Here is an 18,936-nt window from a genome sequence, read left to right as displayed (position 1 = left end):
CGTCCGGTCAGCTCACCGCCGGGACGGCCGGCGACGACTGGGTCGGCTGGCGGCGCGCTTCGGCGACCGCCTGGATGTGGGACTGCAAATCCGCGTCCTTCTGCACCAGTCGGCGAAAATCTTTCTCATCCAACACCAGCAGTTGGCAATAGCCAAGCGCGCGCACGTCTGCATTGCGCCGCTGGCGGGACAGCAGCGCCATCTCGCCGAAGAAGTCGCCGGTGCCCAGTTTCACCGGCTCCGCCAGCATCGGCACCAGCACCTCCACGGCACCCGACGCGATGAAGAACATGGCATCGCCGCGCTCGCCCTTGCGCACGATGGTCTCGCCCGGCAGCGCCAGCTGGGCGCGCAACAGCGTGGCGATGGTCGCCACCCGCTCCGACGGCAGGCCGGCGAACAGCGGCACCCGGCGCACCAGCTCCGCCACGTCGAATCGGACATCCAGCTTCGGCAAGCGTTCCAGCACGCGGCGGCGCTGTTCCAGATCGCGTTCCAGGTCGGTCAGCACCTCCTGGCTGATGATCGATTCGGCGTGCATGGCGCGGTATTCGGCATGCTCCAGCCGCAGCGCGGCGCGGCCGACGTAACGGCTCTGCAGCACCACCGCATAGTCGGGATATTGCAGCTTCAGGGCCGACAGCGCCTGTTCGACGATGCCGAGCCGGCCGACCAGCATGCCCTCCAGCTCGAACGCCACCTCCTGGCCCAGCACGCGGGCAAGCCGGTCGCGGGTGAAGGCCAGCAGCTCGCGCAGCACCGTGCGCACGGCTACCAGCACCTCGAACCGCATCGACAGGCGCCGGGCCAGCGGCCGGTGGATGCCGAAGCGGCGCTGCAGCCAGCTCGCCGCCCGCATCCAGGGGGAGAAGGCGATGAAGGGCTCCTCGAAGGCGCGATAACCGTTGCGGCCCTGGCTCTTGACCGCGTCGAGCAGCCGGCCGCTGCGGCCGGCCAGCATCTCCATCACCGCGCGCGACACCACCCCTTCGGAGAAGTGGGCGTAATAGAGTTCCTCCTCGCGGTTCACCAGGATGACGAGGCCGATGGTGACGCGGTCCTCGCCGGTCAGCTGAGCCTCCTCCTGGCGGTCCTGGTCGATCTGCTTCCGCCGCTCCTCATAGCGGGCGACCATCACGTCCTTGACGACGCCGTCGACCTCATAGGTCTCGGCCACCGCGGCGACGCGGTCGCGGATGCTGTCGGTGGACAGCGCCAGCGCGCGGTTGCGCATGGCGCGCTCGACCGGCGTCAGCTCGTCCAGCTTCAGCAGGCGGATCAGCCAGCGCAGTGTCGTGCCGTTGACGAACAGGGTGACGAAGACGAAGCCGGTGACCATCACCGCAACGAAGCTCTGCACCCGGTCGGGCACCCGGAAATTCTCGGTCACCGCCAGGGCCAGCGTCAGCGACACCGCCCCGCGCATGCCGCCCCACAGCATCACCGACTTGTAGGAATTGCTGACCTTCTGCGCCAGACCGGCCCAGGACAGGATCGGCAGCAGCCCGAACAGCACCACCGCGCGGGCGGCGAAGGCGGCCAGCACCACGACCAGCACCAGCCCGACCTCCGCCCAGCCGGCGTCGGCCATCAGCCGCGGCACCAGGATGGCGGTCAGCAGGAAGATCAGGGAGTTGGCCCAGAAGCCCAGCTGCTGCCAGACATGCTCCATGGCGCCCCAGGTGGCGGGGGAGATGCGGGTGCGGCCGACCGATCCGATGACCAGAGCCGACGCCACCACCGCCACCACGCCGGACGCGCCGACATAATGTTCGGCCAGCACATAGGACAGATAGGCCAGCGCCACCGTCAGCGTGATCTCCGCCATCGGCTGGTTGCGCACCGGTTCCACCAGCATGCAGACGATGCGGCCGCAGATGTAGCCGGTGACGACGCCGCCGGAGAAATCGCGCAGGAAGTCCAGCGCCGCCGCTCCCGCTCCGCCGGTGGCCTTGCGCGTCAGCATGTCGAGCAGCAGCGTGAACAGCGCGATGGCCGCGGCGTCGTTCAGCAGGCTTTCGCCTTCGACCAGCGTGGTCAGCCGGCGCGGCGCGCCCAGGTCGCGGAAGATGCCGATCACCGCCGCCGGGTCGGTGGAGGCGACGATGGAGCCCAGCAGCAGGCAGGCGACCAGCGGCATCGGGGTGAACAGATTGACCGCATAGCCGACGGCGAAGGTGCAGACGAACACCGCCACCACCGCCATCAGCAGGATCGGCCCCAGATCGTCGAACAGCCGGCGCACATCGACCGCAAGCGCGGTTTCGAACAGCAGGATCGGCAGGAAGATGTGCAGCAGCACGTCGGAGGAAACGTCCAGCTCCGCCAGCGACGCCAGGAAGTCGTGGAACGGTCCCTTGCCCGGCATGCCGGCGAAGGTCTGGATCACGGCACCCAGCGCCACGCCGACACCGGCCAGCAGCACCGTGTAGGGCACCTGGAAGCGGGCGGCCAGCGGCGGCAGGAAACTGACGAGGGCGAGAAGCCCGGCAACGCCCAGGACTTGAATGACGATATCGTGCATGTTTCCACGGAACGGCTGCGGCGTGGGCTGCACGGTATCGCCGCACTCTTGCCGGGGCAAGACCGGGAACCGTCCGGTCCTGCGGCAAAAATGGTCCGCAGCGATGCGCGCGGTGCCGCCCCGCCGCCGGGCTGAATCGGGGCGCCGGGTCACAACCCCGCGGGCCGGCGCTGGCGGCGGGACACGCATTTGGCTAGGATGGCCGAAGCTTGGTCCTGATATGGAAGCGGGGGTGCGGGAATGAATGCGGTCGGGATGTTGCGGCCGGCGCTGGCCGGCCTGGGTCTGCTGCTGTCGGTGAGCGGTTCGGCGCTGGCCACCGATCCGGCTGCCGCACCGACCACGTCGGAGGATTTCATCCGCGCGCTGAAGCCGGACCGGCCGCAGGGCGACGAGAAGCCGCGGACCCGCGGTCTGGCGCTGGGAACCGGCGACACCACCGCGGCGCCGACTACCGCTCCCGCTCCGGCACCGGGCTACGGCAGTCCCGCCCCCCAGCCGAAGGCGGCGCCGCGCATCAGCTTCCAGGTGGAGTTCGCCTTCAATTCGGCGGAGCTGACGCCGAAGGCGACCGGCATCCTGAACGAGTTGGGCCGCGCCCTGACCTCGCCGGATCTCGCCGCCTACCGTTTCCAGCTGACCGGCCACACCGACGGCGTCGGCAACCCCGACTACAACCTCGCTTTGTCGAAGCGGCGCGCCGCCTCGGTTCGCGATTACCTGACCCGGACCTTCGGCGTGTCGTCGGGCCGGCTGGTCGCCGTCGGCCGCGGATCCCAACAGCTTCTCGACCCGGCGAACCCGGCCAGCGAAGCCAACCGGCGGGTGGAGATCGTCAACCTAGGATCCTGACCGGCGGGTTACCGCCACCCGCCGTCCTGCGTCAGGCCAGCCAGGATGCCGCCGAGGATGCCGTGCGTCGCGCGGGCGGCGGCCGACATCGGCCGGCCGGCGGCATGGGCCAGCAGGATGGTCCGGTCAATCTGCGGATCGACGATGGGCAGGCCGGTCAACCGCTCCGCCGCCGCGCCATGCCGCGCCACCCGATCCGACAGGACGGTATAGCCGCAGCCCTCCGCCACCAGCGCTTTGATCTGCTCCAGCGCGTCGATCTCCAGCGCGACGGTGACGCCGGCCCGCGCCAACAGGGCGGCATGCTCCACCTCCTCGCGTACGCCGTGCGGGCGGCCGGGCAGGATCAGCGGCAGGGACAGCGCCTCGGCGAAGGGAATGGCGCTCCGGCCGCGCAGCAGCGGGTCGTCGGCCGGCCCGACCAGATGCAGCCGTTCCCGCGCCACCAGTTCGGTTTCCAGCCCGCCCATCTCCTTGGTGCCGAACACCAGCGCAAGGTCGAGCTGCCCCGACAGTACCCATTCCAGCATGTGGCCGGACAGCCCCTCCACCACCCGCAGCCGGATCTGCGGATGGGTGCGGCGCACCGCCAGCGCCAGCGGCACGGTCAGCACCGGACCCAGCGAGGTCGGGATGCCGACGGTCGCCGGCCCGGCCGGCACCGCCTCGACCGCCCGCACCTCGTCGCGCAGCCCGTCCATCTGGCCGATCAGCGCCGCCGCCCGCTGCGCCAGGCGCCGTCCGCTTTCCGTCGGCACCACGCCGCGCGCCGTGCGCAGGACCAGTTGGCAGCCGAAATCCTCCTCCATCCGCTTTAGATGCAGACTGAGCGCCGGCTGTGCCACCCGTAACGTCTCCGCCGCGCGGGAGATCGAGCCATGCTCGACGATGCCCAGGAAATAGCGAAGCTGCCGCACGTCCATCCCACCGGAACCCTTGTTGCCATATCGTGGTGCTATGAAAGGGGCGATGGGGATCGTGTGTCAATATGGCGCGACCTTCTGGTGCCTGACCTTGTGGCTCAGGAGGCGACGGCGGCCAGCATCCTGAGCGTCTTCAGGCCCTTTGGCTTCTCAGGGGCAACGATGTCCTTGTGGATGCAGCCGATCACGGACTTGATGACATCCGTCTTGTTGAGCGCCGTGACTTCGGCGACCGCCTCCAGATCACGCGAATTGGTCGGGGTGATTTTCATCGACAGACGCCGCCTTGCCGAACCACGCCCGGCCTTCGGTGCGTCTTCGAAGAAGGCCTTGGTCTCGATGAGGCTGTCGGCAAGCTGCCGTGACAGGTTCCGGTCGGCGGCGTACCGGTTGATGTAATACATCAGCAACGGCTTGCGGAACTCGGTCGTCAGGCCCGCGTCGATGCGATACGCCGCAAGATCGAGAGCGTCGGTGTAGACCGACGGCAGGTTGGCTTCAATGGAGACCGTGGCCCTGTCATAGGCGGCCTTGATGGCCGGCGTCGATTGCGGCGGAGTGGCGACGACCGCACCGCACTTGTCGCATACGGCGACAAGGATATTCTGCGCCACGCCTTTGCCGTCTTCGAACGGGACGTCGCGCAGGGCGAAGGTGGTCGTCGTCAGCCCGTCCGTCTCGCACACGGCCTTGCTCTTGTCGCCTTCACGATAGATCTTCACGACGACACCTCATTGATGGACGCTGATAAAGATCGTGTCAGGATCTACGAAGTAAAACTTAATGTACCAGCCCTGACGCTTTACGATGTTCACCTCGATGTCCGGATCCCTGTGATGAGGACTGACGCTGTGATCGTTGCCCCGGGCATTCCTCAATACCTGAATGACGTCGTCAGCGGTAACGGCCCCCATCTGCAGCAAGTTCTTCGTATCGATCGCGTTTCGGACTTCGTGCTGAAACGTCCCGTCCTTCAAGGCCCGAATGACCTTGGGCTTTACCGTCGACCAATCCACCGGTGCCCCCACAATATACGATGATCCTCGTATTTTTCAAGCTGGCCGGAGTTACCGGTGCGGCCAGAGGATCGAACTGTTGAGCTTCCGTTGCAAGCCCGGTTGCGGGCAACGGGCGCAGCCGGCGCCCTCGAACCTCCCCCCTCTTGATCGCCGCAATTCCGTTAACCATTTACCCATCAGGCGCCGGGCGATCGCGCATTTTGCGGATCGTGGACGCGCCGTCCCGCGCCGGATTGCTGGGCGGGAGACCATGGAAACGGAGTGCCGGATGGACTTCGGTCAATTCACCGATCGTGCGCGTGGCGTCATTCAGGCCGCGCAGATCGCCGCCCTTGCCGAGCGGCACCAACAGCTTCTCCCCGAACATCTGCTGAAGGCCCTGATCGACGACACCAGCGGCGTCGCCGCGCGTCTGGTGCGCGACACCGGCGGCGATCCCGATCTGCTGAAGTCCGCGACCGAGGAACAGCTATCCCGCGCTCCGGTCCAGCCGGGCGCCAACGAAGGCCCGCAGCCGCTCTATATGTCGCCGGCGCTGGCCGCCGTGCTGCAGGGCGCCGTCGCCTCGGCGCGCAACGGCGGCGACCGCTTCGTCACCGCCGAACGGCTGCTGGAGAGCCTCGCCCGCCAGAGCGGCCCGCTACGCGCGCTGTTCCGCCGCGCCGGTGTCGATGCCGACGCGCTGGCCGCCGCCGCCGATGCCCAGCGCAAGGACCACCCCGCCGACGCCGAGACCGAAACCACCTCCGGCGAGGCGCTGGCCCGCTACACCCGCGACCTGACGGACGAGGCGCGGCAGGGCCGGCTCGACCCGGTCATTGGCCGTGACGACGAGATCCGCCGCACCATCCAGGTGCTGGCGCGCCGCACCAAGAACAACCCGGTGCTGATCGGCGATCCCGGCGTCGGCAAGACCGCCGTGGTCGAGGGGTTGGCCCAGCGTCTGGCCTCCGGCGATGTGCCGGAAGGGCTGAAGGACCGGCGCGTGCTGGCGCTCGACCTCACCGCCCTGCTGGCCGGCGCCAAGTTCCGTGGCGAGTTCGAGGAGCGGCTGAAGTCGGTGCTGGCCGAGGTGCAGGAGGCCAACGGCCGCATCATCCTGTTCATCGATGAGCTGCACACCCTGATCGGCGCCGGGCGCACCGATGGGGCGATGGACGCCGCCAACATGCTGAAGCCCGCCCTGGCGCGCGGCGAGCTGCGCTGCGTCGGCGCCACCACGCCGGACGAATACCGCAAGTACATCGAGAAGGACGCGGCGCTGGCCCGCCGCTTCCAGCCGGTGACGGTGGACGAGCCGTCGGTGGACGACGCCGTGTCGATCCTGCGCGGCATCAAGGGCAAGTACGAGGTGCACCACGGCGTGCGCATCGCCGACGCGGCGGTGGTCGCGGCGGTGAGCCTGTCGTCGCGCTACATCGGCGACCGCCGGCTGCCCGACAAGGCGATCGACCTCGTCGATGAGGCGGCGAGCCGCCTGCGCATGGCGATCGACAGCAAGCCGGAAGCGCTCGACGCCGTCGACCGTCGCGTCGCCCAGTTGAAGATCGAGCGCGAAGCACTGAAGGCCGAGCCGGACGCCGCCTCGCAGGAGCGGCTGCACGCCCTGGAAGGCGAACTGGCCGAGGCGGAAGCCCGTCAGACCTCGATGGAAGAGGACTGGCGCGCCTCGCAGTCCCGCCGCACCGAGGGACGCCGCCTGAAGGAGGAGCTGGACCAGGCCCGCACCAAGCTGGAGCGCGCCCAGCGCGACGGCGACTGGGCCAAGGCCGGCGAGCTTGCCTATGGCGTGGTGCCCGACCTGGAAAAGCGTCTGGCCGAGGCCGAATCGCGCGCCAGCACGGAGCGTGACGAGGTGACGGCCAAGGACATCGGCGCCGTCGTCACCCGCTGGACCGGCATTCCGGTCGAACGGATGCTGGAGGGCGAACGCCAGCGGCTGAAGGGCATGGAGGACAAGCTGGCCGAGCGCGTGGTCGGCCAGAAAGAGGCGGTGCGTGCGGTGTCCAAGGCGGTGCGGCGTGCCCGCGCCGGGCTGAAGGACCCCAGCCGCCCGACCGGCTCCTTCCTGTTCCTCGGTCCGACCGGCGTCGGCAAGACCGAACTGGCCAAGGCCCTGGCCGCCTTCCTGTTCGACGACGAGACGGCGATCACCCGCCTCGACATGTCGGAGTACATGGAAAAGCACGCGGTCAGCCGCATGATCGGCTCGCCGCCGGGCTATGTCGGCTATGACGACGGCGGTTCGCTGGCGGAACGCATTCGGCGCCGGCCCTATCAGGTCGTGCTGCTGGACGAGGTGGAGAAGGCGCATCCCGACGTGCTGAACGTCCTGCTGCAGGCGCTCGACGACGGGCGGCTGACCGACGGGCAGGGCCGCACCGCCGACTTCCGCCACGCCATCCTCATCATGACCTCCAACCTGGGGGCCGAGGCGCTGAGCGCGCTGGGCGATGACGAGGATATGGCCGGTGCGACGGTGGAGGTGATGGACGCGGTGCGCAAGGCCTTCCGGCCGGAGTTCCTCAACCGGCTGGACGATGTGCTGATCTTCCGCCGGCTGGGCCGGGACCAGATGTCGCGGATCGTCGACATCCAACTCGCCCGCGTCAACGAGCGGCTGGCCGAGCGCGGCGTCACCCTGGCGGCGGATGCGGCGGCCAAGCGGCGGCTGGGCGATCTGGGCTGGGATCCGGCGTTCGGCGCCCGCCCGCTGAAGCGGGCCATCCAGGGTCTTGTGGAAGACCCGATCGCCGAGCGCCTGCTCGACGAGGAGGTGGAGGGCAAGACCACCATGACCCTGTCGGTGGTCGATGGCCGGCTGGCGCTGGACGGCGTGGTGGTCGAGGAGGACCGGGCGCACGGCTTCAAGGCGCCGGAACGGCCGCCCTTGGGCTTCGCCCTGCCGCCGGTGGCGAGCGCCGCCGCGGCGCGGGAGGCGTCGGTCCACTGACGGTGGCGCGGTAACGGAAAGGCTTCGGATGCTCCGGCATCCGAAGCCTTTTTGCCATGCGACCGGCCTGCTCCAATCCGTCCGGCGCGCCGTTACCAATGGGACTTCAGGCGCTTGGCGCCGTCGCTCGACCAGATGATGGCGACGGCGTCGACAACCAGCGCGGCATCCGCCTTTTCGTTCTGCTTCCACTCGCCGCACAGCATCATGATCGAGGCGATCGCGCACACGCAGCCGCCGCGCGCGCCTTCGATCAGGCTGGTGCAGACATTCTCCTTCGGGCTGTCCTTCCGGAAGGACTTGCGGATCGACCAGATGCGGTCGGCGATGAAGGGAAGCCCGACGGTGAAGACGCTGACCGCCTTGATCGCCATGTTGTTCTCTTTGCGGTCGATCACGTAGGTCAGGTTGGCCTTGCACTTGCCGCAGCTGCAGGGATAGCCGTTGCTGCGCGTGGCGGCGGTGCGGAGGTCGTGCAGGGCGAAGATGCCGTTCGCAGTGACGCCGATGGCCAGCGCCACCAGCCACGGCCCCAGCGCCGCCCCCAGCGGGAACAGGGCGATCGAGCCGATCCCGATATTGATACTCGTGGTCGCCACCCCGCTGAGCATGGTGACGCCGGTCTGCAGGCCGCTCTGGGCTCCGCCGATCAGCGCCATCTTGGAGTATTTCGCCAGCTTGTTCCGTGTTTCGCTGAACGGCTCGAAACTGTCGGCGGCCGGCGCGTTGGTCGCAAACATCGTCGCGAGTTCGCGAAGCTTGTCGGGAGGGGGAAGCGGCATGGCCGGACCTTTCGCAGTGGGACGGCTTGCGAGGCCGGTTTGCAAAATAGTGGTATCGAGGAAACAATTGGCCGGCAAGCGCCTGCCGATGACCCCCTCTCCCGTCCCGGACAAGGGAAATCCTCGCCGAGTGTGATGCCTCGGCCTGCCATCGAGGGTGCCAATCAGTCTGCGGCTCTGCTACATCTCGGCGGCGCCGCAACAGCCGGGGGCAGAGATGACCGCAGCCATCCAACCGTATCTGTCGACCTTCTCGTTGGCCGGGCAGGTCGCGCTCGTCACCGGGTCGGGTCGCGGGCTTGGGCTGGAGATTGCGCGGGCGCTGGCCGGATCGGGCGCGCATGTGCTTCTGAACGGCCGCGACGCCGCGACGCTGGAGGCCCGCGTCGCCGAAATCGAAGCCGCCGGCGGATCGGCTTCGGCGCTGCCCTTCGACGTGGCCGACCGGGCGGCGGTGCGCGATGCCTTCGCACAGATCGCAGGGGAGCATGGGCGGCTCGATGTGCTGGTCCAGAATGTCGGGCAGCGCAACCGCAAGCCGCTGGCCGATCTGACGGACGACGAGATCGTCACCCTTCTCGACGTCGATCTGGCCTCCAGCCTGATCCTGGCGCGGGAAGCGGCGCGGCTGATGCTGCCGCGGGGCAGCGGACGGCTGATCGCCGTCACCTCCGTCGCCGGGCAGATTTCGCGGGCCAACGACAGCGTCTATGCCGCGGCGAAATCGGGGCTGAACGGCATGGTGCGGGCGCTGGCCGCCGAATATGGACCGGTGGGACTGACCAGCAACGCCATCGCTCCCGGCTTTTTCGCAACCGAAACGAATGCGGCCATCACCGGCGATCCGGAGCGCTCCGCCTATTTCGCCAACCGCACGCCGATGCGGCGCTGGGGCCGGCCGGAGGAGATCGCCGGGGCGGCGGTGTTCCTGGCCTCGGCGGCGGCGTCCTATGTCAATGGTCACGTCTTGGTCGTCGATGGCGGCGCCACCATCTTGATGTAAGCCGACGGCCGACTGCCCCCGCCATGCTGATGATTCCCATTTCCTGCGGCGATCCCGCCGCCCTGTTCCGCCCCTGGAGCGCCGAGCCCTGGGCGATGCTGCTCGACAGCGCCGCGCCCCATCCGCGGAATGGGCGGCATTCCTATATCGTTGCGGAACCGTTCCAAACCGTCGAAGCCATCGGCGGCCAGACCCTGATCGACGGCCGCCCGGTTGGCGGCAGTCCTTTCGACGCGCTGGAACGGGCGCTTGCCGCTCATCCGCGTCCCTCCGACGGCCCGGTTCCCTTCACCGGAGGCGCTGTAGGCTTCATCGGTTACGAAGCCGGAACGGCTTTGGAGGGGCTGCGCTCCCGCCATGGCAATCCGGGCGGGCAGCCGGACTTCGCCTTCGGCCTGTACGACGTCGTTGCGGCCTTCGACCGGCAGGAACGGCGCGCCTGGGTCATCGCCGCCCGGCCGGAGGCGGAGGACCGCGCCCGGCGCATGGCGGCGCGGCTGTCCGTTCCGCCTCCGGAACAATCGGCCGGGCCTGCGCCGATGCGCTGGCGGTCGGAGCTGTCGCGTCCCGACTACCTCGACCGGGTCGGGCAGGTTCTGGAGTATATCCGCGCCGGCGACATCTATCAGGCCAACTTCACCCAGCGCTTCCTGGCCGATGCCGGGCCGGACACCGACGCCTATGCGCTGTACGAGCGGCTGCGCCGGTTCAGCCCGGCACCCTTCGCCGCTTTCCTGAACTGCGGCCCCAGGCTGCGGCTGGCCGGGGCGTCGCCGGAGCGCTTCATCCGGCTGGGCGCCGACCGGACGATCGAGACGCGGCCGATCAAGGGCACCCGCCCGCGCCCAGCAGATCCAGGGGCCGATGCGGCGGCCGACGCGGCGGCGGCGGCGGAGCTGTCGGCCAGCATCAAGGACCGGGCGGAAAACCTGATGATCACCGACCTGCTGCGCAACGATCTGGCGCGGGTGTCGGAGGTCGGCAGCGTCAAGGTGCCGGTGCTGTTCGGGCTGGAGAGCTTCGCCACCGTCCATCATCTGGTGTCGGTGGTGACGTCCCGCCTGGTGCCGGGGCTGGGTCCGGTGGACCTGCTGCGCGCCGCCTGTCCCGGCGGGTCGATCACCGGGGCGCCGAAGATCCGGGCCATGCAGATCATCGACGAGCTGGAGGTGGCGCGGCGCGGCGCCTATTGCGGGTCTGTGGCCTGGATCGGCTTCGACGGCGCCATGGACAGCAACATCGTCATCCGCACCCTGTCGGTGACGCAGGATCATGTGATCGCCCAGGCCGGCGGTGGCATCGTCGCCGATTCCGATCCGGCGGACGAGCATGAGGAGATGCTGGTCAAGGCCCGCGCCCAGCTGCGCGCCGCCGGCGATCCGGTGGTGGATTGGGCAGGGGAATGACTGGAATGACAATCTGGCTGAACGGGCGGCTGATGCCCGCTGCGGATGCTCGGATCGACCCGGCCGATCGCGGCTTCACGCTGGGCGACGGGCTGTTCGAAACGATCCGGATCAAGGACGGCGCTCCGCGCCACCTGCCGCGCCATCTCGACCGGTTGGGCGCCGGAGCGGCGCTGCTCCGCCTGCCACTGCCCTATGACGCCGCGGATCTGATCGGTGCCATGACGGCGCTGATCGAGGCGGTGGGCCTGACCGACGGCGTCGTGCGCCTGACCCTGTCGCGCGGCACCGGCGCCCGCGGCGTGCTGCCGCCGGCCGATGCCCGGCCGACCCTGCTGATGACGGCGGCGCCGGCCGCCCACATGACGTCGCCGGTCGCCGCGATCATCGCCGGCTGCACCCGCCGCAACGAGCATTCGCCGCTGTCCCGGCTGAAGTCGCTGAACTATCTGGATTCCATCCTGGCCCGGCAGGAGGCGGCGGAGCGCGGCGCCGACGAGGCGCTGCTGCTGAACGGCGCCGGCCGGCTGGCGGAATCGAGCGTCGCCAATCTGTTCCTGTCCATCGGTGGTCGGCTGCTGACCCCGACCGTCGCCGACGGCGCCCTGCCCGGCATCCGCCGCGCCCTGATCCTGGAGCGCCATGGCGCGGAGGAGACGCCGCTCACCCCAGACGACCTCGCCCGCGCCGACGAGGTCATCCTGACCAACAGCCTGGGCCTGCGCCCGCTGGTTGCCGTCGACGGCCGGCCGGTCGGCTCCGGTACCGCAGGCCCGGTGCTGACCCGTCTGCTGGCCGATGCGGACCTGTAATTTGCCATTCATGGCGCCATTCAAGAGATCGCGATGATCGAGACAGTGACCTTTCCCGAACTGACCGTCATCGGCTGCATGGTCGAGGCGGGCCGCGACGACCTGCCCGCCGCCGTCGCCGCCGCGTGGGAGCGCGTGTTCGCCGCCGACACCGGAACGGCCGCTTTCGCTGCCGTGTCGCTGCCGGAGGAGAACGGGCTGCAGCGCCGGCTGGTCGGCTTCATGGCAGCGAAGGCGAGCGAGATTCCCACCGGCATGGTCCGCGTCGATCTCGACGCCGGCCGCTATCTGCGCACCGTGCAGGACGGACCGGCGGCGGGGATCGCCGACGGTTTCGCCCGTCTGCAGGCCCATGCCGAGGCGAAAGGGCTGAAGCTGTCCGGCATCGCCCTCGACTTCGGTTACCGGCCGGGGTTGCCGGACGGGCGCCACGAACTGCATCTGGCGCTCGCCCCGCAACTGCCGGCGCTGGCCTGACGCCGCCTCCGCCGCCCGTCATTTTGCGGTGCTGTAGACGCCGTGGATGCCGAACTCCACCGGCTGTCCGGTCAGGTGACGGGTCAGCAGGGCGGCGACCTCCGCCGCGGCCGGCTTGCCGTCGAGCGCCGCCAGATCGCGTTGCAGCGCCGTCATCGGCTTCGGCGAGGCGATGGCGAGGAAATGGTCGGCGCCGAAGGGCGGCTCCACCGTCAGCGCCAGCCGGTAGGGACCGCCACGCGGGATCTGCGCCGGGTCGTTGCGGTCCGCCAGCGGGTAGAGGTAGTTGACCGTGCCGTCGGCGGCGAGGTTGATCAGGGTGAAATAGGTCCCGCTGTTGCCGCCGATGTCGAGCGAGACCGTCTCCCCCCTGCGGTAATCGCGGTCGCCCGGCTCCACCGCCAGGGTCAGCGAGCGGTCCTGCGCCGCCGCCTTCACCCGCACCACCAGCGCCCATTTGTCGACCACCCCCTGCACCCGCCGCCGGGTTTCCGGGTCCGCCGGGTCGCCGGGGATGCTGGCCAGCACGTCGCCCATCGAGCTGACCACCTCGCCGGTGGCGCTGTCCCAGACCAGGGCGGGATCGTCCTTGCCGGCGAGTTCGATCCCGGTGAAGCCCGCCGCCAGCTTCTTCACCGCCGCCGGCTTGCCCAGGATGCGCAGCGGGATCGGCCCGGCGGCCGGCAGCAGGGACGGCGGCTTCGGCCGGCCGGCGACCGGATCGATCAGCGGAATCTCGCCACGGCCGCGCGGCTGCACCTGCGGATGCTGCCGCCCCTCCAGCGCCATGCGCACGGCGCCGCGGACATGCGCCTCCAGCTCTCCCTTGGTGACGATGCCGTCGCCGTCGCGGTCGGCCTGACCGCGCAAGGCATTGGCGAATGCCCAGCTGAGCGCCCCGCGCGGCTTTTGGTCGATCATCACCTCCGGCGCCAGCTCGTGGTCGGCCACCGCGGCGAAGAAGGTGACGTTCGGCTGCTCCTCCGCCTCCGCCTGCAGGGCGGCGCGGGTGGGCAGGGGAAGGGCGTCGTCCTCGATGTGGTCGACCGGAACGCCGTCGATCTTCGCCGCCCGCGTGCCCAGCATGCCGGCGCGGTCGTCGAAGGCGCGGGTCATCGTGCCGGAATGGCACGAATCGGAGATGAAGATCACCCGGCGGGGGGCGGCCTCCTTCAGCAGAACGGCGATCTCGTCGTCGGTCAGACGCTGGGCGGTGCCGGGGCCGCGCGGGGCGAAATCGGCCAGCACCAGGAACTCGTCCATGCCGTCGGCCTCGCTGCCGGGCACACGCTCCGGTTGCTGGGCGCCATGGCCGGCGAAGGTCAGCACCAGCGTCGAGTCGGGGGTGGTCTCGGCGATCAGCTGCCGCCACGCGGTGATGATCCGGCTGCGCTCCGCCTCCCCGTCGATGAACAGGCGCAGCTTGCGGACGCCCAGCCCCTTCAGCGCGTCGGCGATATCACGGGCGTCGTTCACCGCGCCCTGCAGCGGGTTGACCTGGGTATAGCGGTCAATTCCGATGACCAGGGCGGCGATTTCCGCCCGCGCCGGCGTGGCGGCGAGCGCAAGCCCCGCCGCGGTCGCGACCATGGCGAAGCCGCCCAGAATTGCGCCGGCGGCTGCGCCCTGGCGTCGCCTTCCTCCAAACATTGCAGTCCCCCAACGATGCCATGCAGCACAGGCTACACGTGGATGCCGATGCATAAAAGGCCGCACGAATTGGTGGTAAAGATCCCTTCCTTTGCGGTTGTTGCTGTGGCAGCGTTGCAGCCGGACCCGATCGGCAGGGGGGCCGCATCCACTGTGGGGGTGGAACGGCCGGCTGGGAATTCGGGGACGGAACGAATGACGCCGCGAACGGCAGTGCAAACGGGAATAAGCTCATGCGAAGCAACCGCGCCAAGGCAAGCCTCGTCTCCATCACCATCGTCGCCATGGCGCTCAGCGGCTGCGTGACCACGCAGCAGGACCGCATCGGCGCGAATGACGGCACCGACGCCTGCTACCAGTACCGCGTCGCCCTCGACTCGACCGGCGATTATTATGCCGAGGACATGCTGAAGGGCGCGGTCATCGGTGCCGGCGTCGGCGCGCTGACCGGCGTGCTGGCCAGCGGCAACCTGAAGGGCGCGCTGATCGGCGCCGCTGCCGGTGCCGCGCTGGGCACGCTCGGCGGCTACTGGAATTCCAAGGCGCAGCAGGGCCGCGATCAGGCGATCCTGGGCGTGATGAACGACCTCGACACCGAGAACCAGAACCTCAACCGTACCCAGATCGCTCTCGACCAGCTGGTGAACTGCCGCCGCGCCGAGATCGCGCGCGTCAAGGCCGACTACAAGGCCAAGCGCATCGGCAAGCCGGAGGCGGAGCAGCGCATGACCTTGATCCGTGCCCAGCTGGACAAGGATTACGCCATCGCCAGCAGCATCAACCAGAACATCGTCAAGCGCCGCGACGAATATCTGATCGCCGCCGACAATATCGAACCCGGCTCCGCCGAGAAGATCCGCACAAAGACCGTGGTCCAGGCGCACACCAAGAAGAAGAAGCCCAAGCAGACCACCACCGCCAGCGGTACCCCGGCGTCGCAGGTGGTCCAGCGCACCAACACCGCCTTCGAGACGTCGGAGCGCATCAACGCCACCACCAGCAGCATTCAGCAGATCGCCCAGAAGGAAGCCACCCTCGACGCGGTCTGAGGCGTAGTCTGACCGGCGCGGTCCGACCGCGTGTCCCTGGTATCGTCGGGACCTGCGGCCGGACCAGTCCCGGTGACACAGTGCAAGCGGAACGGATGATGGCCGGCTGTCCTACTCGCCAGAACGTGCGACTTCGATGCGGCCTCCGCGCCGCCGTCTACTTGTGGGCCGTTTTCGGCCTGCTGCTGGCCGGGCTCCTGCCGGGCTGGCTCGGGGCCGGGGCGGCGCTGGCAGGCGATGCGTCGACCGGGGCTTTCCTGCGCATCGAGACCGGCGGCCACACCGCGCGCGTCAACCGGCTGGCCAGCGATGCGCAGGGCCGGCTGATCGCCAGCGTTTCCAACGACAAGACCCTGCGCCTGTGGAGCCGCGACAGCGGCGAGCCGCTGGGCGTGCTGCGCGTGCCGATGGAGGCGGGGGACGAGGGGGCGCTCTATGCCGTCGCCCTGTCCGCCGACGGCTCGCTGGCCGTCGCTGCGGGGAACACGGGAACCAGCTGGGGCGACGGCGTCACGCTCTACCTGTTCGACGTGAAGGCGCAGCGGCTGAAGGCACGGCTTCCCGGCCAGCCGCAGGTGCTGAACGATCTGGCCATCTCGCCGGACGGCCGGTTCGTCGCCGGGGCCTTCGGCGGTACCGCCGGTCTCCGCGTGTGGGACAGCGCCAGCTTCCGTATGGTCGCGGAGGATGCGGGATACGGGGCGCGGGTCTCGGCCCTCGCCTTCGCCCCCGACGGGCGGCTCGCCACCGCCTCCTTCGACGGCAATGTCCGGCTCTATGACGCCGGGTTCAAGCAGAAGGCCAAGCGCAATCCGGGCAAGGGGTTGCCCTACTCGGTCGCCTTTTCCCATGACGGGGCGTTGCTGGCGGTCGGCTATGCCGATCAGACGCGGGTCGACGTGCTGTCCGGCACCGACCTGAAGACGCGCTATTCGCCCAAGACCGCCGGCATCACCGGGGGCAGCTTCGCAGCCGTCGCCTGGGATGGCACCACCCTGGTCGCCGCCGGCACCGCGACCCAGGACGGAACGCGCAACGTGGTGCGCCGCTGGGCCGAGGCGGGGAAGGGCGCCTTCACCGACGTCGCGGCGGCGCGCGATTCCGTGACCCACCTTTTGGCCCTGCCGGGCGGCGGCGTGGCCTTCGCCGCCGCCGATCCCGGTTGGGGCGTGATCGATCCGGCCGGCCGGCTGCAGTTCGCCCGCATGGGCGACGTCGCCGATTACCGCGATATCCATCTCGGCCGTTTCGGCCTGTCCGACGACGGTCTGGTGCTGGAATTCGGCATGGAGCAGGGCGGCCAGCGGCCGATGCGCTTCGATGTTCTGGCCCGCAGCCTGACCCCGGCGCCGGAACCGCTGCCGGGCCTGAACCGTCCGGCCGCCGAAGGGCCGGGGATCGGTGTGGCGGACTGGCGCAACAGCCGCGCGCCGAAGGTCAACGGCCAGCCGGTGAAGCTGGACAGCGGCGAGTGGGCGCGCAGCGTCACCGTGCTGGGGCCGCAGCGCCGCGTGCTGCTGGGCGGTGAATTCAGTCTGCGCCTGCTCGATTCGGCCGGGGCCGAGCTTGCCCGCGCCGAGGTGCCGGCCGCCGTGTGGGGTGTCGTGGCCTCCGCAGACGGTCGGGTCGCCGTGGCGGCGCTGGGCGACGGCACGCTGCGCTGGTACGCGCTGTCCGGCGGCGCCCGCCCGCTGGAGGAGTTGGCGGCGCTGTTCCCGCACCGCGACGGCCGCCGCTGGGTGCTGTGGACGCCAGAGGCCTTCTTTGACCATTCGGAAAGCGGTGGCGAGACGCTGGTCGGCTTCCACCTGAACGACCCGAAGAAGAAGGGCAGCCAGTGGATCGAGTTCAAGCAGGTCTACCGCGTCTTCGACGCGCCCGAACTGGTGCGTGCCAAGCTGCAGCAGACCGGGCAGGCGGACATCGCGGCGCGGCTCGCCGCCATCGGTGACATCCGCCTGCTGACCCAGCGCCGGCCGCAGGTGACCCTGCTGGATTATTGCACCGTGCCCGCCGCCGCCCGCGGACTGGCGCTCGGCACCGGCGCTGCCGAGGCACCCGCGCCGACGGAAAGCCCGGCCCCCGCCCCGGCCCCCACGCCGGCCGCTCCGACCGCGGCGGCGGATGCCGAAACCTGCCATCCGCTGGACATGACGCCGGTCAGCCGCGCCTTCGCCCGCGCCAAGGAGCCGACACCGCCGAAGCCTGCGGCTCAGGGCGGGGCGCAGGGGGTGGATCTGGACGTTGCGGCGGAGGAACCGCGCCTGACCGTCGCGTTGCCGGAGGGGATCGGTTCCGTCCGTCTGCGTTATCGTCTCGCCGACACCGGCGGCGGCATCGGCACGGTCGACCTGTTCCGCAACGGCCGCAACGTCAGCGGTCAGGACAAGTCCCGCGCCTTCGCCCGCGCCAAGGAGCCGGCGCCCCAACCCGCAACTGCTTCGCAACCCTCTGTCGCTCCGCCAAAGGACCAGACCCCGGCACCGGAGGAGCGCGTCAGCACCGTCCGGCTCGACGCCGGCAGCAACCGGGTGCAGATCCGCGCCTACAACGGCTCCGACGCGATCTACGAACGCTCGGCACTGGTCGATTTCGTGCTGCCGAAGCCTGCCGCGGTTGCCAACGCCGCGGCGGACGACGGCAAGGGGCAGCGCGCGGTGCCGGACCGGCCGCGGCTGATCACCTTCGTCGTCGGCATCGACAAGTACCGGCCGGAGGGGTCGCAGCTGCGCTTCGCCCGCGCCGACGCCACCGCCTTCGCCGACGCGCTGCGCGGCCGGATTCCCGCCAGCTATGACCGTGAACGCTCGCTGGCGCTGTCCAAGACGCTCTATGACGAGGAGGCGAGCCGCGAAGCCGTGGTCGCCGGGCTGGAAGCACTCGCCGCCAATGCGCGGGAGGAGGATACGGTCGTCCTCTACCTTGCCGGCCATGGCGTGATCGTGCCGTCGCCGAAGGACCCGTCGGTCAAGCTCTATCACTTCATCACCCAGGACGTGACCGCCGCCACCGCCGAGGCGATCAGCCGGGAGGGCCTGTCGGAGAAGGATCTGAACCGGCTGGTCAGCGCGATTTCCGCCCGCAACGTATTGGTGATGCTCGACACCTGCCATTCCGGTGCGGTCTCCGCCGGCACGGTCGACAAGCTGTACCAGGACATGGGACAGCGCTACCTGCTGGCTGCTTCGTCGGAGCAGGAGGAGGCGTTGGACAGCTATGACGGCCGCAACGGCATCTTCGCCCACGCGGTGCTGGAAGGGCTGAAGGGCAAGGCGCTGCTGCCGGGGGACGAGGCGGTCTACAACCTGACGCTCGGCCAATATGTGAACCGTGCTGTGCCGCGTCTGGCGCGGGAAAAGCGCTGGCACCAGTCCGCGATCTTCAAGACCGGCGGCAACGAACTGAACCCGTTCCCGCTGGCCGCGCCGGAGGCCGGAAAGCCATGAGGCGGGTGGGGTGGGGGCGGAACGCCGCCATGGGGCCGAC

At 69.6% G+C, this 18,936-nt stretch carries 14 protein-coding genes; 8 read left to right on the top strand and 6 right to left on the bottom strand.

The window, feature by feature from the left end; genetic code table 11:
* Positions 1–7: 7 nt before the first annotated feature.
* Positions 8–2,524, bottom strand: coding sequence for a cation:proton antiporter (locus TSO5_RS11780; protein ID WP_109151768.1), 2,517 nt, complete (start codon positions 2,522–2,524; stop codon positions 8–10).
* A gap of 240 nt (positions 2,525–2,764) precedes the next feature.
* On the opposite strand from TSO5_RS11780, the gene TSO5_RS11775 reads away from it, so the two are divergent.
* Positions 2,765–3,376, top strand: coding sequence for an OmpA family protein (locus tag TSO5_RS11775; protein WP_109151767.1), 612 nt, complete (start codon positions 2,765–2,767; stop codon positions 3,374–3,376).
* Between the two features lie 8 nt (positions 3,377–3,384).
* Here TSO5_RS11775 and TSO5_RS11770 read toward each other — a convergent pair whose 3' ends face one another.
* From TSO5_RS11770 to TSO5_RS11760, 3 genes are all read right to left on the bottom strand, one after another.
* Positions 3,385–4,299: a LysR substrate-binding domain-containing protein gene (locus TSO5_RS11770; RefSeq protein WP_109151766.1), complete on the bottom strand. Its 915-nt coding sequence runs from the start codon at positions 4,297–4,299 to the stop codon at positions 3,385–3,387.
* A 98-nt stretch (positions 4,300–4,397) separates the two neighbouring features.
* Positions 4,398–5,021, bottom strand: coding sequence for a hypothetical protein (locus tag TSO5_RS11765; RefSeq protein WP_109151765.1), 624 nt, complete (start codon positions 5,019–5,021; stop codon positions 4,398–4,400).
* Positions 5,022–5,030: 9 nt separating this feature from the next.
* Positions 5,031–5,315 (bottom strand): hypothetical protein, encoded by a 285-nt coding sequence (locus TSO5_RS11760; RefSeq protein WP_109151764.1) that lies wholly within the window; start codon positions 5,313–5,315, stop codon positions 5,031–5,033.
* Between the two features lie 271 nt (positions 5,316–5,586).
* Here TSO5_RS11760 and clpB point away from each other — a divergent pair, with 271 nt between their 5' ends.
* Entirely contained in the window at positions 5,587–8,271 is a 2,685-nt protein-coding gene (clpB, locus tag TSO5_RS11755; RefSeq protein WP_109151763.1) for an ATP-dependent chaperone ClpB, read from the top strand.
* Between the two features lie 92 nt (positions 8,272–8,363).
* Here clpB and TSO5_RS11750 read toward each other — a convergent pair whose 3' ends face one another.
* On the bottom strand, positions 8,364–9,053 hold the full coding sequence (locus tag TSO5_RS11750) for a hypothetical protein (protein ID WP_247870710.1): 690 nt from the start codon (positions 9,051–9,053) through the stop codon (positions 8,364–8,366).
* Positions 9,054–9,270: 217 nt separating this feature from the next.
* On the opposite strand from TSO5_RS11750, the gene TSO5_RS11745 reads away from it, so the two are divergent.
* The 4 genes from TSO5_RS11745 to TSO5_RS11730 are packed head-to-tail and all read left to right on the top strand — an operon-like array spanning position 9,271 to position 12,751.
* Positions 9,271–10,056: an SDR family oxidoreductase gene (locus TSO5_RS11745; protein WP_109151762.1), complete on the top strand. Its 786-nt coding sequence runs from the start codon at positions 9,271–9,273 to the stop codon at positions 10,054–10,056.
* A gap of 23 nt (positions 10,057–10,079) precedes the next feature.
* Entirely contained in the window at positions 10,080–11,462 is a 1,383-nt protein-coding gene (gene pabB, locus TSO5_RS11740) for an aminodeoxychorismate synthase component I (RefSeq protein WP_109151761.1), read from the top strand.
* A 5-nt stretch (positions 11,463–11,467) separates the two neighbouring features.
* Complete coding sequence (locus TSO5_RS11735; protein WP_109151760.1) at positions 11,468–12,274, top strand: aminotransferase class IV; 807 nt, start codon at positions 11,468–11,470, stop codon at positions 12,272–12,274.
* 33 nt (positions 12,275–12,307) lie between these two features.
* A complete protein-coding gene (locus TSO5_RS11730; RefSeq protein ID WP_109151759.1) occupies positions 12,308–12,751 on the top strand; it encodes a hypothetical protein in 444 nt (147 codons plus the stop codon).
* A gap of 18 nt (positions 12,752–12,769) precedes the next feature.
* Here the strand turns inward: TSO5_RS11730 and TSO5_RS11725 are convergent, their stop codons facing one another.
* Positions 12,770–14,341, bottom strand: a complete 1,572-nt coding sequence (locus TSO5_RS11725) for a caspase family protein (protein ID WP_247870709.1) — start codon at positions 14,339–14,341, stop codon at positions 12,770–12,772.
* Between the two features lie 293 nt (positions 14,342–14,634).
* Here TSO5_RS11725 and TSO5_RS11720 point away from each other — a divergent pair, with 293 nt between their 5' ends.
* Entirely contained in the window at positions 14,635–15,450 is an 816-nt protein-coding gene (locus tag TSO5_RS11720) for a YMGG-like glycine zipper-containing protein (RefSeq protein ID WP_109151758.1), read from the top strand.
* A gap of 161 nt (positions 15,451–15,611) precedes the next feature.
* Positions 15,612–18,896, top strand: a complete 3,285-nt coding sequence (locus TSO5_RS11715; RefSeq protein WP_247870708.1) for a caspase family protein — start codon at positions 15,612–15,614, stop codon at positions 18,894–18,896.
* The last annotated feature ends 40 nt before the right edge of the window (positions 18,897–18,936 follow it).

The organism is Azospirillum sp. TSO5 (genome assembly GCF_003116065.1).
In the GTDB taxonomy this organism is placed as follows: Bacteria; Pseudomonadota; Alphaproteobacteria; order Azospirillales; family Azospirillaceae; genus Azospirillum.
The sequence above is the reverse complement of the archived record's forward strand: the minus strand, read 5'-3'. Positions and strand labels throughout refer to the sequence as shown.